Origin of the sequence: Acidovorax sp. NCPPB 3576, from assembly GCF_028473605.1 — a bacterium.
Taxonomy (GTDB): domain Bacteria; phylum Pseudomonadota; class Gammaproteobacteria; order Burkholderiales; family Burkholderiaceae_C; genus Paracidovorax.
The window spans coordinates 2,330,951-2,350,219 of record NZ_CP097267.1 but is presented as its reverse complement, the minus strand read 5'-3'; the positions used below and the strand labels follow the sequence as shown (position 1 = coordinate 2,350,219).

The following is a 19,269-nucleotide window of genomic DNA, read 5'->3' as shown; positions in this document are numbered from 1 at the left end:
ATGCTGGAGCGGTTTTTCTTGTCAGGAGATTCCCCTGCCGATCTGCTGGTGGCACAGCACGATCCGTGGCTGGTGCTGCTGTCGGTCGCGGTGGCCGCGGCCACTTCGACCCTGGCCCTGCACCTGGCGGGGCAAGCCCGCCTCACGCACGAACCGGTGCACCGCACCCTGGCGCTGGCCACCTCCGGCATCGCGCTGGGGGCCGGCATCTGGGCCATGCACTTCATCGGCATGCTCGCTTTCACCCTGTGCGTGGCCGTGCACTACGACGTGGGCATCACCCTGCTGTCGATGCTACCGGGCCTGGCCGCCTCGTGGGTGGCCCTCACCGTGCTGGCACGCCAGCATGTCACCCGGCGGCAATTGGCCACGGGCGGCGTGCTGGTGGGAGCGGGCATCGGCGCCATGCACTACGCCGGCATGGAGGCCCTGCGCATGGCGCCGGACCTGCGCTACGACCCGGCCTGGTTTCTCGCGTCGATCGTGGTGGCGGTCGTTCTGGCGGTGCTGGCGCTGTGGGTGCGCTTCACGCTGCACCAACGCACCCGCATGTCCAACTGGCAGGCCAACCTGCTGTCGGGCAGCATCATGGGCATGGCGATCTCGGGCATGCACTACACCGCCATGGCGGCCGCACGCTTCGTCGGGCAGCCCGACCCGGAAATGCCCGACAGCCACGCCTGGACGCAGACGCTCGCAGTGACGGTGGCGCTGGTGACCGCCGGCGTGGGAATTTTCGCGGGGGTCGCCAATGGCCTGATCCGCTACCGCGACATGTATCGAAAGGTGCGCCGCAGCGAATCGCGCCTGCGCGCCCTGGTGGACACGGCGGTGGACGGCATCATCACCATCGACCATGAAGGCACGGTGCAAAACTACAACCGGTCGGCCGAGCGCATTTTCGGCTGGGCCGCCGCCGACGTGCTGGGCCGCAACATCCGCATGCTCATGCCGCAGCCGGACAGCGCCGCCCACGATGGCTACCTGCGACGCTACCTGGACACCGGCGAGGCGCGCATCATCGGCACGGGCCGCGAGGTGCTGGGGCTGCACCGCGACGGCAGCACCTTTCCGCTGCGGCTGGCCATCGGCCGAGCCGACGCGCCCGGGGGGCCAATGTTCGTGGGGTTCGTCACCGACCTGCGCGGCGTGAAGGAGGCCGAGATGCGGCTGGGCATCGCCGCCAGCGTGTTCGCGCACAGCTACGAGGCCGTACTCATCCTGGATGCCGAGCGCCTCATCGTGGACGCCAATCCGGCCTTCGAGCGCATGACCGGCGAGGCGCGACAGCAGGTCCTGGGGCGCCATGTGCAAACGCTCTACAACGCCGCGCCCCACCCCGACTTTCCCGGCGTGTGGCATGCCGTGCAGGCGCAGGGCTACTGGCAGGGCGAGCTGCTCGGGCGCAGTCCGCAGGGTGGCGTGCCGCAACGGGTTTCCATCGCGGCGGTATTGGGCAACGAAGGCTATCCGCACCACTACATCGTGGTCATCAGCGACATCACCCAGATCAAGGCGCACGAGCAGGAGCTGGAACACATCGCGCTGTACGACAGCCTCACCGGCCTGCCCAACCGGCGCCTGCTGGCCGACCGGCTGGTGCAGACCATCGCCCATGCGCAGCGGCATAGCGAACTGCTGGCAGTGTGCTACCTCGATCTCGATGGCTTCAAGCGAGTGAACGACCAGCATGGCCATGCAGCGGGCGACCAGCTGCTCATCGAGGTGGGGCGCCGCATCCAGTCGCACCTGCGTGCCGAGGACACGCTGGCGCGCCTGGGCGGAGACGAGATGGTGCTGCTGCTCGGCGGGCTGCAGTCTCCCGCCGACTGCGCGCCCCTGCTCGAGCGCGTGCTGCAGGCCGTGCACCAGCCCGTGCCGCTGCCGCGCGGCCAGGGCTTCGTCTCGGCCAGCATCGGCCTGAGCATCTATCCCCTGGATGGAGACACGCCCGATCTGCTGCTGCGCCAGGCCGACCACGCCATGTACGAGGCCAAGCAGAACGGCAAGAACCACTGCCGCCGGTTCGCTGGCTCCGAGCCGATGGTGCAGGCACCACTGGCCGTTGCATCCATGCCGATGCAAGCGTCTGGCCGATAGACAGGAAACCTGCACGAATCACCGCGTCGCACGCCTCAGGCCGCCTCGGGCCGCCTGCGTCGGTGCCAATACCGCCCGGTTCGTGCAGAGGTGCCCTAGGTGCCGGAAGGCGCAGGCCTTCCCGCCGGAGAGGCTCCGCTTTCGCGACCCGGGGTGCCGAAAATACGATCCAGGTCACTGGCATGCATGGCGTCTGCGATGACGGGCTGCCACCGGGGCAACTCATGGTTGGCGGACAGGTTCACCCGGTCGGCCCAACGGTCCTGGTAGGTGACGATCCGGGGATTACCCGCTGCACAGTAGCTGCCGGGCTGCGGCGACGCCGCCCAGCCCGGGTGGTGCATGAGCATCGGCATGGACTGGATCGGGTCCAGGGCCCGCGTGAACTGGCGCAGCGCAAAGGCCATGCCCCCTCCGGCCTTCGGCGCGGTGTAGCGCCGCGCGACGGCCTCCATTCCCAACCGCGGGGGATTGAAGGCATAGGTGCTGACCTTGCCGCGCGCACCGTTGGCGTCTAGGAAATGCGCGATGTCGAAGCTGGCCAGCGTGGCCACCGCCGCGCCGAGGCTGTGGCCCACCACCGAGACAGAAAGCGTTTTTCCGCCGTCCGCTGCCATCTGGGCGTAGCGCATCAGCAAGGCAGCCATATCCAGCCCGTCGGCCCGGGGCGCCAGCGCTTCGGCGTGCCACCGCTCCTGCCATCCACCGCCCACCCGTCCCAGGTCGGGCAGGCCCGAGGCCAACGGGTTGGCATGGGGCCGCGGAATCTGGGACTTGAGATCGCACATCAGATCGTCGGGGTCTTCCATGCGCGTGCCGGCAAACCCCAGCACGATCGCGAGGACCTGCGGATGCTCCAGGTTTTCCCAGCACTTGGTCGCCGCGCTGGATTGGTCGGCGGCGAAGCGCATCCCGCCCCGGCCAGTGATCTCATCGAAAGCCACGGTGTACGCCTGCCCCGCGAAGTCCCGCATGCCCTCCAGAACGGCCCGCTGCAACGCCTGCATGGTTCTAGCCGGCACACCGCAGGCACCGCCGGCGGGCGGCAGATCGACCGCACAAAGGGCATCGGCGATATCGACCGAGGCCATGTCGACGCCCAGGGGCGCCGCCAGGCGCGTCCTCATCGGCTCGGAGCCCAAGGAGGGGCGCACCGGCCGGGCTGCGGACAGCCCGTGCAAAGGCCCCGCCGTGCTGTGCCGCACCGGGATTCGCACGGGGGTGTTGGCCGGGTGGCCTTGCCGGGCGGGCAGGCCCACGGATTGCGGCAGTGCCGTCGCTGGAATGGCAGGTCGAAAAAAGGCGGTCTTCATCAATCAGCGGTACGCGGATGCTGGGCCAGCAGGCCCAGGCACCGACGCATGGGTTGGGGATGGGAAACGAGGCCGCTATTGCACAGCGCGCACCAAGGTCCGAATTCGCCGTGGGCGAACAAGGCTGCTTGCCCGCGAAACACATCGCGCTCCTTTCGGGTTTCCTCCGCGGGTCCGCCCCGGTTCCTGCTCAGGCCGCTGCCGCGCCCTCGGCTTGTACCAGCGCGTGATCGCGGTACGCCCGCCCAAAGCGGTTGCCCAGGAAATCCGCCAGCGCGATCTGCTCCTGCCGGATGAAGCCCGACTGCGGCAGCCGGCCCTGCACCACCAGATCCAGCGCCGCGCAGATGCTGGCCGCCGTGGTCAGCTGGATGGCGTTCAGCGCATGCCCGCCCACCTTGGCGCCGACGATGCGCGCCGAATAGGCGTCCTGCACCAGCCGCCCGCCGCGCAGGCCCGAAGCGCTGGCGAAGACCACGATCACATCCTGCTCGGTCGCGGGAATCGCGGCCTCGAAAATGTCTTTCAGCAGATCGCGCCGGTCGCGCAGGCGCAGGTCGTTCAGCAGCAGCTTCAGGATGGCGCAGTGCCCCGGGTAGCGGATCGACTGGTAGTCCATGCGGCGGGCGCGGCCGGCCCAGGTTTCGGGCAGCGTGCCCAGCCCGCCGGAGGTGTTGAAGGCTTCGTATTCCACCCCGTCCAGCGCAAAGGTCTCCAGCCCGTCCAGCGCCGCCACGGTGGTCGGCTGGCCGTCCACGATGGCCTCGCAGGGGTTGCAGTATTCGTTGATGAGGCCTTCGGTGCTCCACGTCAGGTTGTAGCGCAGCGCGCCCAGCGGGTAACGCGGCAATGCCCCGACACGCATGCGCAGGTCGTTCAGCGTGTCGAAGCGCTGCGCCAGATCGTTGCCCACCACGCCGATGAAGCCCGGCGCCAGCCCGCACTGCGGCATCAGCACGCTGCGGGCGCCCTGCGCCAGGGCGCGGATCGCCTGCGTGCTGCGCACGTCCTCCGTCAGGTCGAAATAGTGCACCCCCTGGCGAACGCACGCCGTGGCGACCGGCACCGCGCGGTGGAACGGCAGTGCGTTCAACACGGCGAATTGGCCGGTAACGGCCGCCTCCAGGGCGCCATCGTCCTGCAGCAGCGCGGTGCCGACGCCCAGCGCGCCCGCGCGGGCCAGCGCCTCGGGGTCCCGGTCGGCCACGGTCACCTCGTAGCCGCCAGCTTCTTGGAGCAGCACGGCCATGGCGAAGCCGATGTGGCCCGCGCCCAGGATGGCGATGCGGTGGGAAATGGGGGTGGAAGGCATGGCGGTCTCCTGAGGGTTTGACTACGAAAGGATGAAGCCATGCTATGGGTGGTCTGCGTCGATGTGTAGCGTGCAAAACGTCGTATTTGCGTCCATCGTTCGTCGATACGGCGAAAATATCCGACGCATCGATCCGAACTGCTAACGAGGACCGCCATGGCCACCGAGATGGACTCCACCGATCGCCGCCTGCTCAGCCTGCTGCAGGCCAACGCGCGCGAAAGCACCGCGCTGCTGGCGCGCCGCCTGGGCTTGGCCCGCACCACGGTCGTGGCGCGCATCGCCCGGCTGGAGCGCGAGGGCATCGTGGCCGGATACGGCGTTCGCCTGGGCGCGCCGCTGGAGGCCCAGGCCGTGCGCGCCTGGTGCAGCTTGAGCGTGCTGCCCAAGGCCTCGCCGGCGGTGCTGCGCATGCTCGGCTCGGTGCCGGAGGTGGAGGAAGTCTCGGCCGTGAGCGGCGCGTTCGACTACTTGGTGTTCCTGCGCTGCACCAGCCATGAGCAGCTCGATGCGCTGCTCGATCGCATCGGCCAGTTGGAAGGCGTGCACCAGACGCAGACCAGCATCGTGCTCAGCCGCAAGATCGACCGGCGGGGGGCAGGCGGTTGAAGGCCCTGCAGCTTGCTCCTGATTGCATAGCAACGTAGGCAATCAATCCGCCGGCATGGGCGCATTTCCATTCGAATCCGTCTTCCAGGGCCCGATGGGATAACGCAGCCCTGCTTTCCCCCTGTTCTTCTCCCTTCCGTCCGCCGCTTTTCTCTACCCCGTGCCCATGTCCACCGCACCCCACGGCCCCTGGCGCCTGTCCGTCGCGCCCATGATGGAGTGGATCGACGCCCAGGCGATGGAGACCTTGTTCCTTTCCGCTATCACGGAGGCGGAATTGCGGGCGGGTGTCGCGCTACTGCCGGCCGGCAAGAGAACTTGGAAAAGCGTGTGTTGCCCTTGTTCGCCGGCAGCGTGCTGCCTTTTGACCTGGCCTGCACCCAGGCCTATGCGGCGCTGATGGCCAAGGCCCGCGGCGCTGGCTTGGCCGTTGCCACGGCCGATGGCTACATCGCGGCCATCGCCGCGGCCATGGACGCAGGATCCTCGCGGCCTTTCCGAGTTGCTCGCGGCGCACGAGTATCGCGGCCTTTGAAATTACCTGCTCAAGTTGGCCTTGAGTTCCTGCGATGCCTGCGCTATCGCGCTGCGGGGCGCCGGCAGATGGCTGAACCCGTTCGACAGGCCAAAATCGTGAATCATGCCGTTGTAGCGTACCGACTTGACATGCACACCCGCAGCGTCGAGCTTGCGTCCGTAAGCTTCGGCTTCGTCGCGCAGGACATCGAATTCGGCAGTCTGGATCAGCGCCGGCGGCAAGCCCTTGAGTTGCTCGGTCGTCGCCTGCAGCGGCGAAGCGTAGATTCGCTTGCGCGCCTCGGCGTCGGTCGTGTAATGGTCCCAGAACCACACCATCAAGTCCTTTGTCAGGAAGTAGCCGTCGGCAAACTCCTTATACGATGGCGTGTCGAAGTTGGCATCCGTCACAGGACACAGCAATACTTGCGAACGCAGTGCCGGTGCGCCCTTCTCGTTCGCCATCAAGGCAACCACGGCGGCCAAATTTCCGCCTGCGCTGTTGCCAGCCACGGCGAGGCGCGTGCCGTCGACCTTGATCTCCTTGCCATGCTCGGCGACCCATTTGGTCGCGGCATAGGCTTGCTCGATGGCGACTCCATGTCCTGCCTCAGGCGACAGGGTGTAGTTGACAAAGACCGCTACCGCGCCCGAGCCGGTCACCAGGTCACGCACCAGCCGCTCGTGGGTCCCGAAGTCGCCCAGCACCCAGCCACCGCCATGGAAGTACATGAACGCGGGCAGGGTCTTCTGTTTGCTGCCAGCCGGGCGCACGATGGTCAGCTTCAGGTCGCTGCCATCGACGTGAATCGTCTTCTCGCTGACGTCAGCCACCGGCAAAGCCACGAGAGGTGCGGCCTGGGCACCCACCAGCGCGGCGCGCGCATCGGCCGGCGTCATGGTGTCGAGCGTCTTGCCGCCTTCAAGGGACTGCAGAAATTTTGCAGTGTTGCGTTCGACGCCGGGCCTGTCGGCTGCAGAAACGCTACCAACCGCAACGGTCAGGGCGGAAGCGGCGAGAGCGGAGTTGAGGGTGTTCATGAAATTTTCTGGTTAGTGAGCAAGTGAAAAGCGCTAGCCGGAGATGTCGGCGGTGTCGATGTGGGCGGTGCTTGCAGTGGCGCCGACGACCTCGGTGCGGACCATGGCACTTTGAGCTTCACGCGACGGACAGGAATCTGTGCTCACACCGCCGAGTAGCTTCTGCTCGGCTCGCCTGAAGACCTGCCTCGGCGCCAACGCCGAACATGATTGCCTTGCTGAAAGCGGGCTTTGTGCGGCTTGTCCTTCGGGCAGATCCCATGCAGTCGTGGGCGATCTCTAGCGGCGCCCGGCGACGTGGTGCGAACCATGATCGGCGATACCTGGGCGCCATGCCCACTGGACTGAGTTAACCGGCAGGCCGACTTGGTCGTGGGCCTCGGATTCGCTGTGCAGATAGCTGGTCAAGGCGCCGCGTGGGCTTGGAATATCTTGCTGACTACCGTCCACTGGCCATCGACCTTCAACAGATGGAAAAAGTCGGTGAACGAGATGCCCGACATGTCGTTGGCGTCGATGCGGGCGCTGGCCGCCGTACCGACGATCTCTATGCGGGTGATCGCGGCAGCAGCGTCAGGGGACGGGCGGAAGTCCTTGTCGATACCCTCGAACAGGATCGGGATCGCGCCCCCGGTCAGCTTGCCATCGGGGCCGACGCTGTACATCGTCGCCTGTGGGCTGAAGGCGGACTTCATGATGCTGCTCTTGGCCTGCTTGCATCCTTCGATGTACTTGTTCAGCACTTCGGATATGGCTTGGTAATCCTGCACGTACGTTGGCTTGCTCATGGTTTTTCCTTGGTTGGCTTGGGGTCGGGTTGGCGCGTCTGCGGCGTGGGCGGTAGCGCCCATGCCGACAGCGATCGCCGCGAAAATCAAAGTCTTGAGAAAGGTCGCTTTCATTCGATTACTCCTGATGAGAGTCGCAATGACTCTTCGCTTCACATCGGGTGATGGGTCTGCACACACCTGCTCATTCCGCCAGTGCAGGCCAGTCCGTGTAGCCCTTGGCGCCGTTTCCGTAGTAGGTTTCCCGAGGGGCAACAACGAGGCCAGCGCCCGTCTTCAGTCGATGCACCAGATCGGGATTGGCAATGAAAGGACGGCCGAAGGCGACGGCATCGACCTTGCCTTTAGAGCGGCGATCCACCGCCAGCGCGAGGTCGTAGTTGTTGTTGCCGATGTAGGGGCCTTTGAACCGTGCGCGCAATGCGTCGAGGTCTATGCCTTCGGGCACAGTCCGCGAGGTGGCCGTAGCGCCCTCGACAAAGTGCATGTATGCCAGCTGGAAGCGATTCAACTGCTCGATCACGTAGCCGTACGTCTGCATGACCTGGCTGTCCAGAGGCGTGTTGCCTGCGTCCGGTGTCACTGGAGAGAGCCGAATGCCAACGCGGTCGTGGCCCCAGACCTCAACCACCGCTGCAGTGACTTCCAAGGTGAGCCGGCTGCGATTCTCGATAGAGCCGCCGTAGGCGTCGCTGCGATGGTTGGTCGAATCGCGCAAGAACTGATCCAGCAGATAGCTGTTGGCGGAATGCACTTCCACACCGTCGAAGCCGGCGCGCTTTGCACACTCCGCGGCGTGCCGGTATTGCGCGATGACGCCGGGAATTTCGGACGTTTCCAGTGCCCGTGGCATCGACACATCCAGCATGCCCTTTTCGGTGTAGGTCTGCCCTTGTGCCCGAACCGCTGACGGTGCCACCGGCGCGGCCCCGTCCGGCTGCAGGTCCACATGCGAGAAGCGGCCCACATGCCACAGTTGGCAGACGATCAGGCCCCCGGCTGCGTGCACCGCGTCGGTCACCTCCTTCCAGCCGGCAACCTGATCGTCCGTCCAGAAGCCAGGCGTCAGTGCATAGCCGCGCCCCTGGGCAGAGATGTTGGTGGCTTCGCTGATGATCAGGCCCGCACTGGCGCGCTGTGCGTAGTAGCGGGCATGCATTTCGTTGGGCACGCCGTCGCGACCCATGCGGCTGCGGGTGAGCGGCGCCATGACGATGCGGTTTGCAAGCGCCAGGGCACCCATCGCCACGGGCGAGAAAAGATCGCTGCAAGAGTTGCCAGACGCCATTTTTTGTTCCTTTTGAGCAACCACGTTGCGTGGTGAATTCATGTGATGCAGGAAGTATGGAGGCCGGCAATAATGACGTAAATAGTCACAAGCAGAGATAGATTATGAACAAAAAGCTCACAATTGAAGATGCAATGCAGGCCGGCCTTGAGGGCGTGGCAGCCGCCTCGCCACCGGTGCACCTTCCGGGGCTTTTGACGTTTGAGGCGGCGGCCCGGCATTTGAACTTTGCCCGGGCGGCGGCCGAACTGGGCGTTACGCCGACAGCGGTGTCCCGCACCATCAAGGCGGTAGAAGCGCAATTGAATGTGCGGCTTTTCAACCGAACCACGCGCAGCGTCAGCCTGACCGAAGCGGGTGCATCACTGCATTCAAAATTGGCACCCGCGCTCGCACTCATCAAGAACTCCTTGGCGGAGACTTTGCTTGCGACTGATCAGCCGTCCGGCACGGTGCGGGTCAACACGTCATACGTTGCGTACCGCATATTGATCGAGCCGCATCTGGAGGCATTTCTAGCGAGTTTCCCGCTGATCCATGTCGAGATATCCCTGGACAACCTGCTCGGCGATATCGTGAGCGCCGGCTTTGACATGGGCATACGCATGGGCAAGAAGGTGCAGAACGACATGGTTGCCATGCAGCTGGGATCGGTGCAGAAAAGAATTCTGGTGGCCGCCCCGAACTACTTTCAACACCGCAAGGAACCCAGGTCCCTCAATGATCTGTTGAAGCACGACTGCATTCGGCAACGCTATTCCGTGGGAGGCCGGTGGTACGAATGGAGGTTCGATGCACATGGCCAAATGGTGCAAATCGACGTGCAGGGGCGCCTTCTATTCGACGAGATGCGGTCTGTGGTGGACGCGGCGGTACAAGGTCTCGGCATCGGCTTCGTGATCGAGGAGTTCGCAAAGCAAGAGATGGCCAGCGGCGAGTTGCGGCAGATTCTCAAGCAGCACAGCGCTATGGACGACGCATTCCATCTGTATTACCCCCATCGCAAGCACATGCCAGGAAAGCTTCGCGCATTCGTTGATTTCATGCTCAATGCCAATAAAGCGTAATCGTTATGATTTGGTGAGGATTTGTTGCAAACCCCCTATTTCAGACATAACACCCCCTGACCCTGACGCAGCCATTTCACAGTGACCGTCGTCTCGCGGCACAGTTATCCATGTTGTGCGGGAACAGTCTTGCGTCCAGTTTTGGGATGGTCTCCAGAAGATTCCACACTGGCTCCAGCAGTGGAATGACTTAGTCGTGGTACTCCTTTTTCTTCGGATGCTTGACCTGACGAAGAAGGATGGTGCGACGCTTGGTATCAATATCCTTCCACCCCATCTTCCCGAGCTCACCCAGACGCCGAGGGCAGGCCAAAGCGAAGCTGTAGATGGGGATCATGTCGATGCTGGTTTGGTGGTGCTGGTTTCGACGGGCGAACTCCTTCGTCAGGTCGCTGACCTTCACCTTGCGGAACGCGTCGGCGATCTTCTGGTGGTTGTGGATCGTCGAACGGCCGAGCAGGGGCCGGTACTTGATCTGCGCCGCCAGATGCCTGTCCACCAGCTCGCCGACCGTGATCTTGCTCGCAGCGTGCTTGGCGGGGCCTTCCTTCTTCACTTTCGCTTCGGGCCTGTCACCCCAGGTCTTGGCCATCACTTCTTTTTCGAAGACCTTCGACTCTGAGAAAATCACGACTCCGCCTTGCTTGATGCGCACCTGCGCCAGGAACTTGTCGCCGCGTTTTTGGATGGATGGCATAGGGTGTGATCTCCGGTGCAACTGGATGAATTTGTGTGGTGCAACTTTGCCCGTGAGTTGCACCGAAGAGTTGACCTTGGGGAGCTGGAACCCCCCAAAAAACGCCCCGGAATGCAACTACGGCAGGGAGCAAGGAATGCATGAGAACTGAAGTAAATCAAAAACTTAGCTCGAAATTTTCACCTTGGCGGTTAAGTGTGGCTCCCATGATGGACTGGACCGATCGCCACTGCCGCTACCTGCACCGCCTGCTGAGCCGCCACGCGCTGCTCTACACCGAGATGGTGACCACCGGCGCGCTGATCCATGGCGACGTCGAGCGGCACCTGCGCTTCAACGCCGAAGAGCACCCGGTGGCCCTGCAACTGGGCGGCAGCGAGCCGGCCGATCTGGCCCAGGCCGCGCGGCTGGGGGCGCAATGGGGCTATGGCGAGATCAACCTCAACTGCGGCTGCCCCAGCGAGCGGGTGCAGCGCGGTGCCTTCGGCGCCTGCCTGATGAACGAGCCGCAACTGGTGGCCGATGGCGTGAAGGCCATGGTCGATGTGGTGGACGTGCCGGTCACGGTCAAGCACCGCATCGGAATCGACCAGAGCGAGGACTACGGCTTCGTGCGCGACTTCGTCGGCACCGTGGCGGATGCGGGCTGCCGCGTGTTCATCGTCCATGCGCGCAACGCCTGGCTCAAAGGGTTGTCGCCCAAGGAGAACCGCGAGGTCCCGCCGCTGCGCTACGACGTGGTGCAGCGCCTCAAGGCCGACTTTCCGCACCTCACCATCGCCTTGAACGGTGGCCTCGCCACCGACGAGGCCGTGGCCGATGCCCTGGGCCGGGTCGATGGCGCCATGGTGGGGCGCGAGGCGTACCACAACCCCTGGTGGCTTGCGCGCTGGGATGCGCTTTACTTCGGCACTGCCGACAATGCCCTCACGCGCGAAGGGATCGAGGCCGCCATGGTGGATTACATGGCCCGCGAGGCGGCACTGCACGGCACGCATTGGTACTCGATCGCTCGGCACATGCTCGGGCTGCGCCATGGCCTGCCCGGCGCCCGGCGCTGGCGGCAGGTGTGGAGCGACCACCGCTTGAAGGGCCTGCCCGCGCATGAGGTCATGGCCCTGGCGCAGGCGCCGCAGCGCGGCGAGCCGATGGCCGCCTCGGCTGATTTGGCGCCCGCACGGTAAGTCCCGTCGGCACCCACGCGAAGTTGACCGGGCCAGTCCGCTTGCCTTCGCCATGGCAATGCAGTTGGACTACGATGGCGCTTGCCGATGGCCCGCCCTGGAGGCCATCGCACCTCAGCACCGTTTTTTGCCATGCCCTCGCTCGATTTCTCCCAGGAAGAAAAAACCTTCGAAGCCATCTACGCCCAGGAACTGCCTGCGCTGCAGTACGCCTGCGCGTCCTATATGGCGCTGCTGCAGGCCATCCTCTCGCGCACGCCCCACCTGGACATCACCAAGGTCGAGGGGCGCGTGAAGGACCGCCGCGAATGCGTGAACAAGTTCTCGCGCAAGTACCGCGCGGCGCTGGAAGAAAGCAACACCCCTTACGAGATCCGCCACTACATCACCGACCTGATCGGTGTGCGGGTGGTGTGCCTGTACGAAGACGAACTGGAAAAAGTCGCGCAGGCCGTGCGCTCGCATTTCGAGGTGATCGACGTGACCGACAAGGTGACGGCGGTGGAGAGCACCGAGGATTCCTTCGGCTACAAGGGCCTGCACCTCGACCTGCGGCTGACGCCGACGCAGGCGGCCCTGGCCGAACACGCGGCCTATGCCAACCAGCCGTTCGAGTTGCAGGTGCGAACGATCATCCAGGACTCCTGGAGCGTGCTGGACCACAAGATCAAGTACAAGAAATCGATCCCCGGGCAGCTCAAGCGCCGCATCAACGTGCTGTCGGCCCTGTTCGAGCTGGCCGACCGCGAGTTCCTGCAGATCCGCGACGCCACCGAGGCCGAGTTGCTGCAGGCACCCGACGAAACCGCCGAAGCCGAAGAGAGCGACCTGGAATCCACGCCGGCCGAGCAGGCGCAGGCCCCCGGCAGCGAACTCAATGCATTCACCTTCCTCAAGATCGCGAACCATTTCTTCAAGGACCAGGAGTTCGAGCCGCACAAGGTGGACTTGTTCGTGGACGACATCCGCGCATGGTCGCCGACGATCACACGCGCACGCTTCAACACCTTGATGCGCGCCACCATCGGCACCGTCAAACGCTACAAGCAGCACTTCGAAGACCACAACCCGCAGGGCAGCTTCAACGCCTACACCGTGATCCGCCATTGCCTTTACCTTGGCGACCGCGCGACTTTCCGTCGGGCTTTGCGCAACAGTTCGCGCGAGGCCTTCGAGGCCTGGCTGAAAGAGCAGGCCTGACGGGGCACGCCTTTGAGCCAACCGCAAAAATAGCCCTCATCGCAATCAGCACTAGGGCATATTGCTATATATTTAATAGCGTCTCAATGGCTTTTCACGGCCCGGCAATTGTTTCTATTTGTCGCATAGGTGACTCGTTGTCAGTACTTTCACGCCATACAGGGGTTGCGTGGTACTGCTATATTGCACTGCAACATATCCGGAGTTTCGCGCCAAATGCTTTACAACATCTACGAAACCCAGCGTTCGCTCATGGAGCCGTTCGCGGACTTTGCCCAGACCGCCTCCAAGCTCTACAGCAACCCCGTGTCGCCCTTCAGCCAGACGGTATTCGCCCAACGCATGTCCGCGGGCTACGACCTGCTGTACCGCCTGGGCAAGGACTACGAGAAGCCGGTGTTCGGCATCCACACCGTCAGCGTGAAGGGCACCGATGTCGCCATCCACGAGCGCGTGGAGATCGACAAGCCTTTTTGCGAACTGCGCCGCTTCAAGCGCTTCTCGGACGACCCTGCCACGCTCACGCACATCAAGCAGCAGCCTGCCGTACTGATCGTGGCGCCGCTGTCCGGCCACTACGCCACGCTGCTGCGCGACACCGTGCGCACCATGCTGCAGGGCCACAAGGTGTACATCACCGACTGGAAGAATGCCCGCCTCGTGCCGCTGGCCGACGGTGCCTTCCATCTGGATGACTATGTGAACTACGTGCAGGAGTTCATCCGCCACCTGCAGTCGCGCTACGGCAACTGCCACGTGGTGAGCGTGTGTCAGCCCACGGTACCGGTGCTGGCTGCCGTGTCGCTCATGGCCAGCCGCGGCGAGACCACGCCGCTGTCCATGACCATGATGGGCGGCCCCATCGACGCGCGCAAATCCCCCACGGCGGTGAACAACCTGGCCACGAACCGCAGCTACGAATGGTTCGAGAACAACGTGATCTACCGCGTGCCCGACAGCTTCCCCGGCGCGGGCAGGCGCGTGTACCCCGGTTTCCTGCAGCACACGGGCTTCGTGGCGATGAACCCCGACCGCCACGCCACCAGCCACTACGACTACTTCAAGGACCTCATCAAGGGCGACGATGCCAGCGCCGAGGCCCACCGCAAGTTCTACGACGAATACAACGCCGTGCTGGACATGGATGCGGACTACTACCTCGAGACCATCAAGACCGTCTTCCAGGACTACAGCCTCGTGCATGGCACCTGGGATGTTCGCGCCCCCGAGGGGCAGCCCGAGCGCGTGCGCCCGCAGGACATCCACACCACCGCCCTGCTCACCGTCGAAGGTGAACTGGACGACATCTCGGGCTCCGGCCAGACCGAGGCCGCGCACAGCCTGTGCACCGGCATCGCCGAGAAGAACCGCAGCCACTATGAAGTGAAGGGCGCAGGCCACTACGGCATCTTCAGCGGCCGTCGCTGGCGCGATCTCGTGTATCCCCAGGTGCGGGACTTCATCCTGGCCCATGAGCCTGCGCATGCCGCAGAGGCGGTCGCGACGACGCTGCCCAGCGACGACGCACCGCGCCGCCGCACCGGCGCTGCCGCGGCAGTGCAGGCGGAAACCGCCGGGTTGAAGGCCGCGGCCACAGCCGCCAGCGCGCCGCGCAGCAAGCGCGCGCCCCGCAAGGCTTGACCCCCGCCGCGGATGCCGTCCGCGCGCTCGCGGCGCGCATCGACGCGGCGCTCCCGCAGACGCAGTGCACCCGCTGCGGCTACCCCGATTGCGCAGCCTATGCCTTGGCGGTGGCCACCGCCGAGGCCGGCATCAACCAATGCCCCCCCGGCGGCGCGCAAGGCGTGGAACGTCTGGCCGCCCTGACGCAGCGGCCCGTGCTGCCGCTGTCGGCCGACCATGGAACCGAGGGGCCGCGCGCCGTAGCGTTCATCGACGAGGCCTGGTGCATCGGCTGCACGCTGTGCCTCAAGGCCTGCCCGACCGACGCCATCCTGGGCGCCAACAAACAGATGCACACGGTGATCGAGGACCACTGCACGGGTTGCGAACTGTGCATTCCGGTGTGCCCGGTCGATTGCATCGTGCTTGAAAACGCGAGTGGCAGCGCGACCGGCTGGGAGGCTTGGTCCCCGGCGCAAGCGGGGCATGCGCGTGACCGCTACGTGGCCCGCACTCAGCGGCTGGCTCGCGAAGCCCAGGTGGCGGAGGTTGCACCGCCTGCGCTGCTCCCCGCAGGGGCCTGCGCCGAGGCAAGCTCGGCGGTGTCTTCTGCATCGCCCGGCGATGCCAAGCAGGCCGCCATCGCCGCGGCCATGGCGCGCGCCCGCGCCAGGCGTTCCACCGGCCCTGCGGGCTGACGCGGGCGGCTCGCGCCCTTGCGGGCAGCCAAGCAGTCAGGCCGACGCGATGAGCGACTTGTAAACGCCGCAGCCCAGGTAGATGTCCCCGGCTTTGCACACGAAAGACATCTTGGTCTGCACCCGGCCGGTGGCGGGATTGGTGATGTCGTACTCCACCCAGCCCGGCCCCTGCTCGGCCTGACCCGCGATGGACGCCATCAGCGCGGCGCCGTCGATGCCGGGAATGTCCTGCACCCGGGACCCGACCTTGGCCGGGTTGCCGCCGAAGGCCAGGTAGGTGCCGTCCGAGCGCAGCGCGAACACATACATGTCGCGGTCATGGAAGGGCTGGGCCGCGTCCGTCAGCGTTCGCAGCAGGCTGGCCTGCGGTGCCGTGCGCGCCAGGGCGGCGGCCCGCTCCACCAGGGCCTTGGCCTCGTCCGCCGTGCCTTGCTGCAGGCGGAACGACATCACCGCGCGCGAAAGGGTGGAGGCGCGGTGTTCCAGCGCCTCGGCCTGGTGCACGGCCTGCCCCACCATCTGGGCATTGCGCTGGGTGATCTGGTCGAGCTGCTGCACGGCGGCGCTGATTTCGCTCAGGCCGGTGCTCTGCTCGGCGCTGGAGGCCGAGATTTCGCTCACGTTGGCCGCCACGCTGCGCACGCCCCCCGCCATCTCGGCGATGCCCGAGCCCGCCGCGCGGATCAGCTGCGCGCTGGTTTCCACCTGCCGCACCGAATCGCTGATGAGGTCACGGATCTCCCGCGCCGCCGCGCCCGAGCGGCCGGCCAGGGAGCGCACCTCGGACGCCACCACGGCGAACCCCCGGCCCTGCTCGCCCGCGCGCGCTGCCTCCACCGCTGCGTTCAGCGCCAGGATGTTGGTCTGGAAGGCGATGCCGTCGATCACCGCGGTGATCTCCGCCATGCGGCTGGCCCCCTGCTGGATGGCCTCGACCGACTGCACCGCCCGGCCCATGGCCTGCGCGCCGGCATCGACCGACGTGCGCACCTGGGCAGCTTGCTGGTCTGCCGACCGGGCGGTTTCGGCGTTCTGCTGCACGGCGGACGAAAGCTCTTCGACGCTGGCCGCGGTCTGCTCCAGATTGGCCGCCTGCTGCTCGGTGCGCTCGGCCAGGGCCCGGTTGTCGGAGGCCAGGCTTTCGCCGGCATGGGCCACCAGTGCGGCATTGCTGCGGATGTCGGCCACCATCGAGGACAGCATGAGCACCATGCGCTCCAGCAGGCCGCCCAGGCGGGCCATCTCGTCCCGCCCCGCGATGCGCGGCCGCGCACCCAGGTCGCCGCGGGCCGCGCTGTCCATGGCATGGGCCAGCACCGCCAGGTCGTCCGCCATGCCACGGTGCATCGCAGCCGCCAGGTAGGCCACCAGCACGCTTCCGGCGGCGAACCACCACCACCGCCCGTCCGTTGCCAGCGCCACGGCCAGCAGGGAGGCCAGCGCGCTCACGGACAGCAGCGCCATCTTGGCGGGCAGAGCCAAGCGGCGCATCAGCCGCACCCCCGGCCCCATTGGCGAAAATGAACCCATTCCGATGTCTCCCAAAGCGCTTTTAGTGCGCAAATGCTAGAGGGTGCGACTTACGCACGATTGACACGCACCCGGCCGCAAAAAAGCCGCACCCTGCCACGAATCCGGCTCGGGCCGGCCGGCAGCCATCCGCTTTGTCCCACCACGCCAGTACCGCCGCGGGCGGGCGCGCAGCCGGCGGAAGGCCGCCCTCCATCCACCATAATGGCGGCCCATGAATCCCCTGCTCTCCCACCTGCAGCCCTACCCCTTCGAGCGGCTGCGACAGCTCTTCGCGGGGGTCACGCCCCCGGCGTCGCACCGCGCCATCAGCCTCGGCATGGGGGAACCCCGCCACCCCACGCCCGCTTTCATCAAGGAAGCGCTCACCCAAAGCCTGTCGGGCCTGGCCAGCTACCCCGCCACGGCCGGCGACCTGCGCCTTCGCCAGGCCTGCGCCGACTGGATGCAGCGGCGCTATGGCCTGGCGCTGGATGCGGCCACGCAGGTCTTGCCCATCAACGGATCGCGCGAGGCGCTGTTCGCCTTCGCGCAGACCATCATCGACCCAACGCGCGCGGGCGCAACGGTGGTTTGCCCCAATCCCTTCTATCAAATCTACGAAGGCGCAGCGCTGCTGTCGGGCGCAACGCCCTACTACGCTCCCAGCGACCCGGCTCGCAACTTCGCCGTGGACTGGGACAGCGTTCCCGAAAGCGTGTGGCAGAACACGCAACTGCTCTTCGTGTGCTCTCCCGGCAACCCCACCGGCGCGGTCATGCCGCTGGCGGAGTGGAAAAAGCTCTTCGAGCTGAGCGACCGCCACGGCTTCGTCATCGCTTCGGACGAGTGCTACAGCGAGATCTATTTCCGGGACGAGCCGCCGCTGGGCGGGCTGGAGGCTGCAGCCCGGCTCGGCCGTGCCGACTTCCGCAACCTGGTCGCCTTCACCAGCCTGTCCAAGCGCAGCAACGTACCCGGCCTGCGCAGCGGCTTCGTGGCGGGCGACGCCCGGCTCATCCAGGCCTTCCTGCTCTACCGCACCTACCATGGCAGCGCCATGGGCCCGGCCGTGCAGGGCGCGAGCATCGCGGCCTGGAACGACGAGCAGCATGTGGACGACAACCGCGCGCTCTACCGGCGCAAGTTCGAAGAAGTCACGCCGCTGCTGGCCAGCGTCATGGACGTGGCGCTGCCCGACGCGGGTTTCTACCTCTGGGCCCGCGTGCCAGACGCCCTCGGCCTGACCGATGCCGAGTTCGCCCGCGAACTGCTCGCTCAATACAATGTGACGGTGCTGCCCGGCAGCTACCTCGCCCGCGAGGCCGGCGGCGTCAATCCCGGCGCGCAGCGCATCCGCATGGCCCTCGTGGCCGAAGCCGAAGAATGCGTGGAGGCAGCCCGGCGCATCGTGCAATTCATCCAATCCCATCCCTGAACCGACCCATGACCCAACAACTTCAGACCCTCATCGACAACGCCTGGGACAACCGCGCCAGCCTCTCGCCCGCCGCGGCCCCCAAGGAGGTGAAGGACGCCGTGGAACACGTGATCGCCGAGCTGAACAACGGCAAGCTGCGCGTGGCCACCCGCGAAGGCGTCGGCCAGTGGACGGTGCACCAGTGGATCAAGAAGGCCGTGCTGCTGTCGTTCCGCCTGAAGGACAACGAAATCATGAAGGCCGGCGAGCTGGGCTTCTACGACAAGGTGCCCACGAAGTTCGGCCACCTGTCGGCCCAGGAAATGGCCGCCACCGGCGTGCGCGTGGTGCCCCCCGCCGTGGCGCGCCGCGGCAGCTACATCGCCAAGGGAGCCATCCTGATGCCCAGCTACGTGAACATCGGCGCCTATGTGGACGAAGGCACCATGGTCGATACCTGGGCCACCGTGGGCAGCTGCGCCCAGGTAGGCAAGAACGTGCACCTGTCCGGCGGCGTGGGCCTGGGCGGCGTGCTGGAGCCGCTGCAAGCCAACCCGACCATCATCGAGGACAACTGCTTCATCGGTGCACGCTCGGAAATCGTCGAAGGCGTGATCGTCGAAGAGAACTCCGTCATCTCGATGGGCGTGTACATCGGCCAGAGCACCCCCATCTATGACCGCGCCACTGGCGAGACGAGCTTCGGCCGCGTGCCGGCCGGCTCGGTCGTGGTGAGCGGCAGCCTGCCCAAGGACAATGGCCGCTACAGCATGTACGCCGCCATCATCGTCAAGAAGGTGGACGCCAAGACCCGCTCCACCACCAGCCTGAACGACCTGCTGCGCGATTAAGGCGCCGCACGCCGCACTGCCCGAGATCCATCCGATCCGCCTCACCCGCC

General features: G+C 65.8%; 16 protein-coding genes and 1 pseudogene. 10 read left to right on the top strand and 7 right to left on the bottom strand.

Annotation, left to right across the window (positions count from 1 at the left end; genetic code table 11):
- Positions 1-18 precede the first annotated feature (18 nt).
- Positions 19-2,100 carry a sensor domain-containing diguanylate cyclase gene (locus tag M5C98_RS10815; protein ID WP_272552710.1) on the top strand — a complete coding sequence of 694 codons (2,082 nt, stop codon included), beginning with the start codon at positions 19-21 and terminating at the stop codon, positions 2,098-2,100.
- 95 nt (positions 2,101-2,195) lie between these two features.
- Here the strand turns inward: M5C98_RS10815 and xopAP are convergent, their stop codons facing one another.
- Together xopAP and M5C98_RS10805 are read right to left on the bottom strand one after the other, a co-directional pair.
- Positions 2,196-3,413, bottom strand: a complete 1,218-nt coding sequence (gene xopAP / locus M5C98_RS10810; RefSeq protein WP_272552709.1) for a XopAP family type III secretion system effector — start codon at positions 3,411-3,413, stop codon at positions 2,196-2,198.
- Positions 3,414-3,603: 190 nt separating this feature from the next.
- Positions 3,604-4,725 (bottom strand): saccharopine dehydrogenase family protein, encoded by a 1,122-nt coding sequence (locus M5C98_RS10805; protein WP_272552707.1) that lies wholly within the window; start codon positions 4,723-4,725, stop codon positions 3,604-3,606.
- Between the two features lie 156 nt (positions 4,726-4,881).
- Here M5C98_RS10805 and M5C98_RS10800 point away from each other — a divergent pair, with 156 nt between their 5' ends.
- Positions 4,882-5,334: an Lrp/AsnC family transcriptional regulator gene (locus M5C98_RS10800; RefSeq protein ID WP_272552705.1), complete on the top strand. Its 453-nt coding sequence runs from the start codon at positions 4,882-4,884 to the stop codon at positions 5,332-5,334.
- Between the two features lie 166 nt (positions 5,335-5,500).
- Positions 5,501-5,805 (top strand): annotated as a pseudogene (locus M5C98_RS10795) (PIN domain-containing protein); the annotation flags it as partial.
- 66 nt (positions 5,806-5,871) lie between these two features.
- Here M5C98_RS10795 and M5C98_RS10790 read toward each other — a convergent pair.
- The 3 genes from M5C98_RS10790 to M5C98_RS10780 all read right to left on the bottom strand — a co-directional run bounded on the left by M5C98_RS10790 (position 5,872) and on the right by M5C98_RS10780 (position 8,967).
- A complete protein-coding gene (locus M5C98_RS10790) occupies positions 5,872-6,891 on the bottom strand; it encodes an alpha/beta hydrolase (RefSeq protein WP_272552703.1) in 1,020 nt (339 codons plus the stop codon).
- Positions 6,892-7,295: 404 nt separating this feature from the next.
- Entirely contained in the window at positions 7,296-7,793 is a 498-nt protein-coding gene (locus M5C98_RS10785) for a nuclear transport factor 2 family protein (RefSeq protein WP_272552702.1), read from the bottom strand.
- Between the two features lie 70 nt (positions 7,794-7,863).
- Complete coding sequence (locus tag M5C98_RS10780) at positions 7,864-8,967, bottom strand: alkene reductase (RefSeq protein WP_272553248.1); 1,104 nt, start codon at positions 8,965-8,967, stop codon at positions 7,864-7,866.
- 104 nt (positions 8,968-9,071) lie between these two features.
- Between M5C98_RS10780 and M5C98_RS10775 the strand changes: the two genes are divergently transcribed.
- A complete protein-coding gene (locus M5C98_RS10775) occupies positions 9,072-10,034 on the top strand; it encodes a LysR family transcriptional regulator (protein ID WP_272552701.1) in 963 nt (320 codons plus the stop codon).
- A gap of 190 nt (positions 10,035-10,224) precedes the next feature.
- Here M5C98_RS10775 and M5C98_RS10770 read toward each other — a convergent pair whose 3' ends face one another.
- Positions 10,225-10,731: a hypothetical protein gene (locus M5C98_RS10770; RefSeq protein WP_272552700.1), complete on the bottom strand. Its 507-nt coding sequence runs from the start codon at positions 10,729-10,731 to the stop codon at positions 10,225-10,227.
- 206 nt (positions 10,732-10,937) lie between these two features.
- Between M5C98_RS10770 and dusA the strand changes: the two genes are divergently transcribed.
- The 4 genes from dusA (at position 10,938) to rsxB (ending at position 15,436) form a co-directional block, all read left to right on the top strand.
- On the top strand, positions 10,938-11,915 hold the full coding sequence (dusA, locus tag M5C98_RS10765; RefSeq protein WP_272552698.1) for a tRNA dihydrouridine(20/20a) synthase DusA: 978 nt from the start codon (positions 10,938-10,940) through the stop codon (positions 11,913-11,915).
- A 132-nt stretch (positions 11,916-12,047) separates the two neighbouring features.
- Positions 12,048-13,115 (top strand): GTP pyrophosphokinase, encoded by a 1,068-nt coding sequence (locus M5C98_RS10760; protein WP_272552697.1) that lies wholly within the window; start codon positions 12,048-12,050, stop codon positions 13,113-13,115.
- Positions 13,116-13,331: 216 nt separating this feature from the next.
- A complete protein-coding gene (locus tag M5C98_RS10755; protein WP_272552696.1) occupies positions 13,332-14,756 on the top strand; it encodes a polyhydroxyalkanoate depolymerase in 1,425 nt (474 codons plus the stop codon).
- Positions 14,753-15,436: an electron transport complex subunit RsxB gene (gene rsxB / locus M5C98_RS10750; protein ID WP_272552695.1), complete on the top strand. Its 684-nt coding sequence runs from the start codon at positions 14,753-14,755 to the stop codon at positions 15,434-15,436. The genes M5C98_RS10755 and rsxB overlap by 4 nt, the downstream gene beginning before the upstream one ends.
- Before the next feature lie 36 nt (positions 15,437-15,472).
- On the opposite strand, the gene M5C98_RS10745 is transcribed toward rsxB, so the two are convergent.
- The gene (locus M5C98_RS10745) at positions 15,473-16,969 is read right to left on the bottom strand and encodes a methyl-accepting chemotaxis protein (RefSeq protein WP_272552694.1); all 1,497 of its coding nucleotides are present in this window, start codon (positions 16,967-16,969) and stop codon (positions 15,473-15,475) included.
- Positions 16,970-17,183: 214 nt separating this feature from the next.
- On the opposite strand from M5C98_RS10745, the gene dapC reads away from it, so the two are divergent.
- Positions 17,184-18,386: a succinyldiaminopimelate transaminase gene (gene dapC, locus M5C98_RS10740; RefSeq protein ID WP_272552693.1), complete on the top strand. Its 1,203-nt coding sequence runs from the start codon at positions 17,184-17,186 to the stop codon at positions 18,384-18,386.
- A gap of 8 nt (positions 18,387-18,394) precedes the next feature.
- A complete protein-coding gene (dapD, locus tag M5C98_RS10735; RefSeq protein WP_272552692.1) occupies positions 18,395-19,219 on the top strand; it encodes a 2,3,4,5-tetrahydropyridine-2,6-dicarboxylate N-succinyltransferase in 825 nt (274 codons plus the stop codon).
- The last annotated feature ends 50 nt before the right edge of the window (positions 19,220-19,269 follow it).

Excerpts from the sequence above, each read along its gene's own strand:
- xopAP (WP_272552709.1), bottom strand. The coding sequence starts at position 3,413 with ATGAAGACCGCCTTTTTTCGACCTGCCATTCCAGCGACGGCACTGCCG.
- M5C98_RS10805 (WP_272552707.1), bottom strand. The coding sequence starts at position 4,725 with ATGCCTTCCACCCCCATTTCCCACCGCATCGCCATCCTGGGCGCGGGC.
- M5C98_RS10800 (WP_272552705.1), top strand. The coding sequence starts at position 4,882 with ATGGCCACCGAGATGGACTCCACCGATCGCCGCCTGCTCAGCCTGCTG.
- M5C98_RS10790 (WP_272552703.1), bottom strand. The coding sequence starts at position 6,891 with ATGAACACCCTCAACTCCGCTCTCGCCGCTTCCGCCCTGACCGTTGCG.
- M5C98_RS10785 (WP_272552702.1), bottom strand. The coding sequence starts at position 7,793 with ATGAAAGCGACCTTTCTCAAGACTTTGATTTTCGCGGCGATCGCTGTC.
- M5C98_RS10780 (WP_272553248.1), bottom strand. The coding sequence starts at position 8,967 with ATGGCGTCTGGCAACTCTTGCAGCGATCTTTTCTCGCCCGTGGCGATG.
- M5C98_RS10775 (WP_272552701.1), top strand. The coding sequence starts at position 9,072 with ATGAACAAAAAGCTCACAATTGAAGATGCAATGCAGGCCGGCCTTGAG.
- M5C98_RS10770 (WP_272552700.1), bottom strand. The coding sequence starts at position 10,731 with ATGCCATCCATCCAAAAACGCGGCGACAAGTTCCTGGCGCAGGTGCGC.
- dusA (WP_272552698.1), top strand. The coding sequence starts at position 10,938 with ATGATGGACTGGACCGATCGCCACTGCCGCTACCTGCACCGCCTGCTG.
- M5C98_RS10760 (WP_272552697.1), top strand. The coding sequence starts at position 12,048 with ATGCCCTCGCTCGATTTCTCCCAGGAAGAAAAAACCTTCGAAGCCATC.
- M5C98_RS10755 (WP_272552696.1), top strand. The coding sequence starts at position 13,332 with ATGCTTTACAACATCTACGAAACCCAGCGTTCGCTCATGGAGCCGTTC.
- M5C98_RS10745 (WP_272552694.1), bottom strand. The coding sequence starts at position 16,969 with ATGGGTTCATTTTCGCCAATGGGGCCGGGGGTGCGGCTGATGCGCCGC.
- dapC (WP_272552693.1), top strand. The coding sequence starts at position 17,184 with ATGAATCCCCTGCTCTCCCACCTGCAGCCCTACCCCTTCGAGCGGCTG.
- dapD (WP_272552692.1), top strand. The coding sequence starts at position 18,395 with ATGACCCAACAACTTCAGACCCTCATCGACAACGCCTGGGACAACCGC.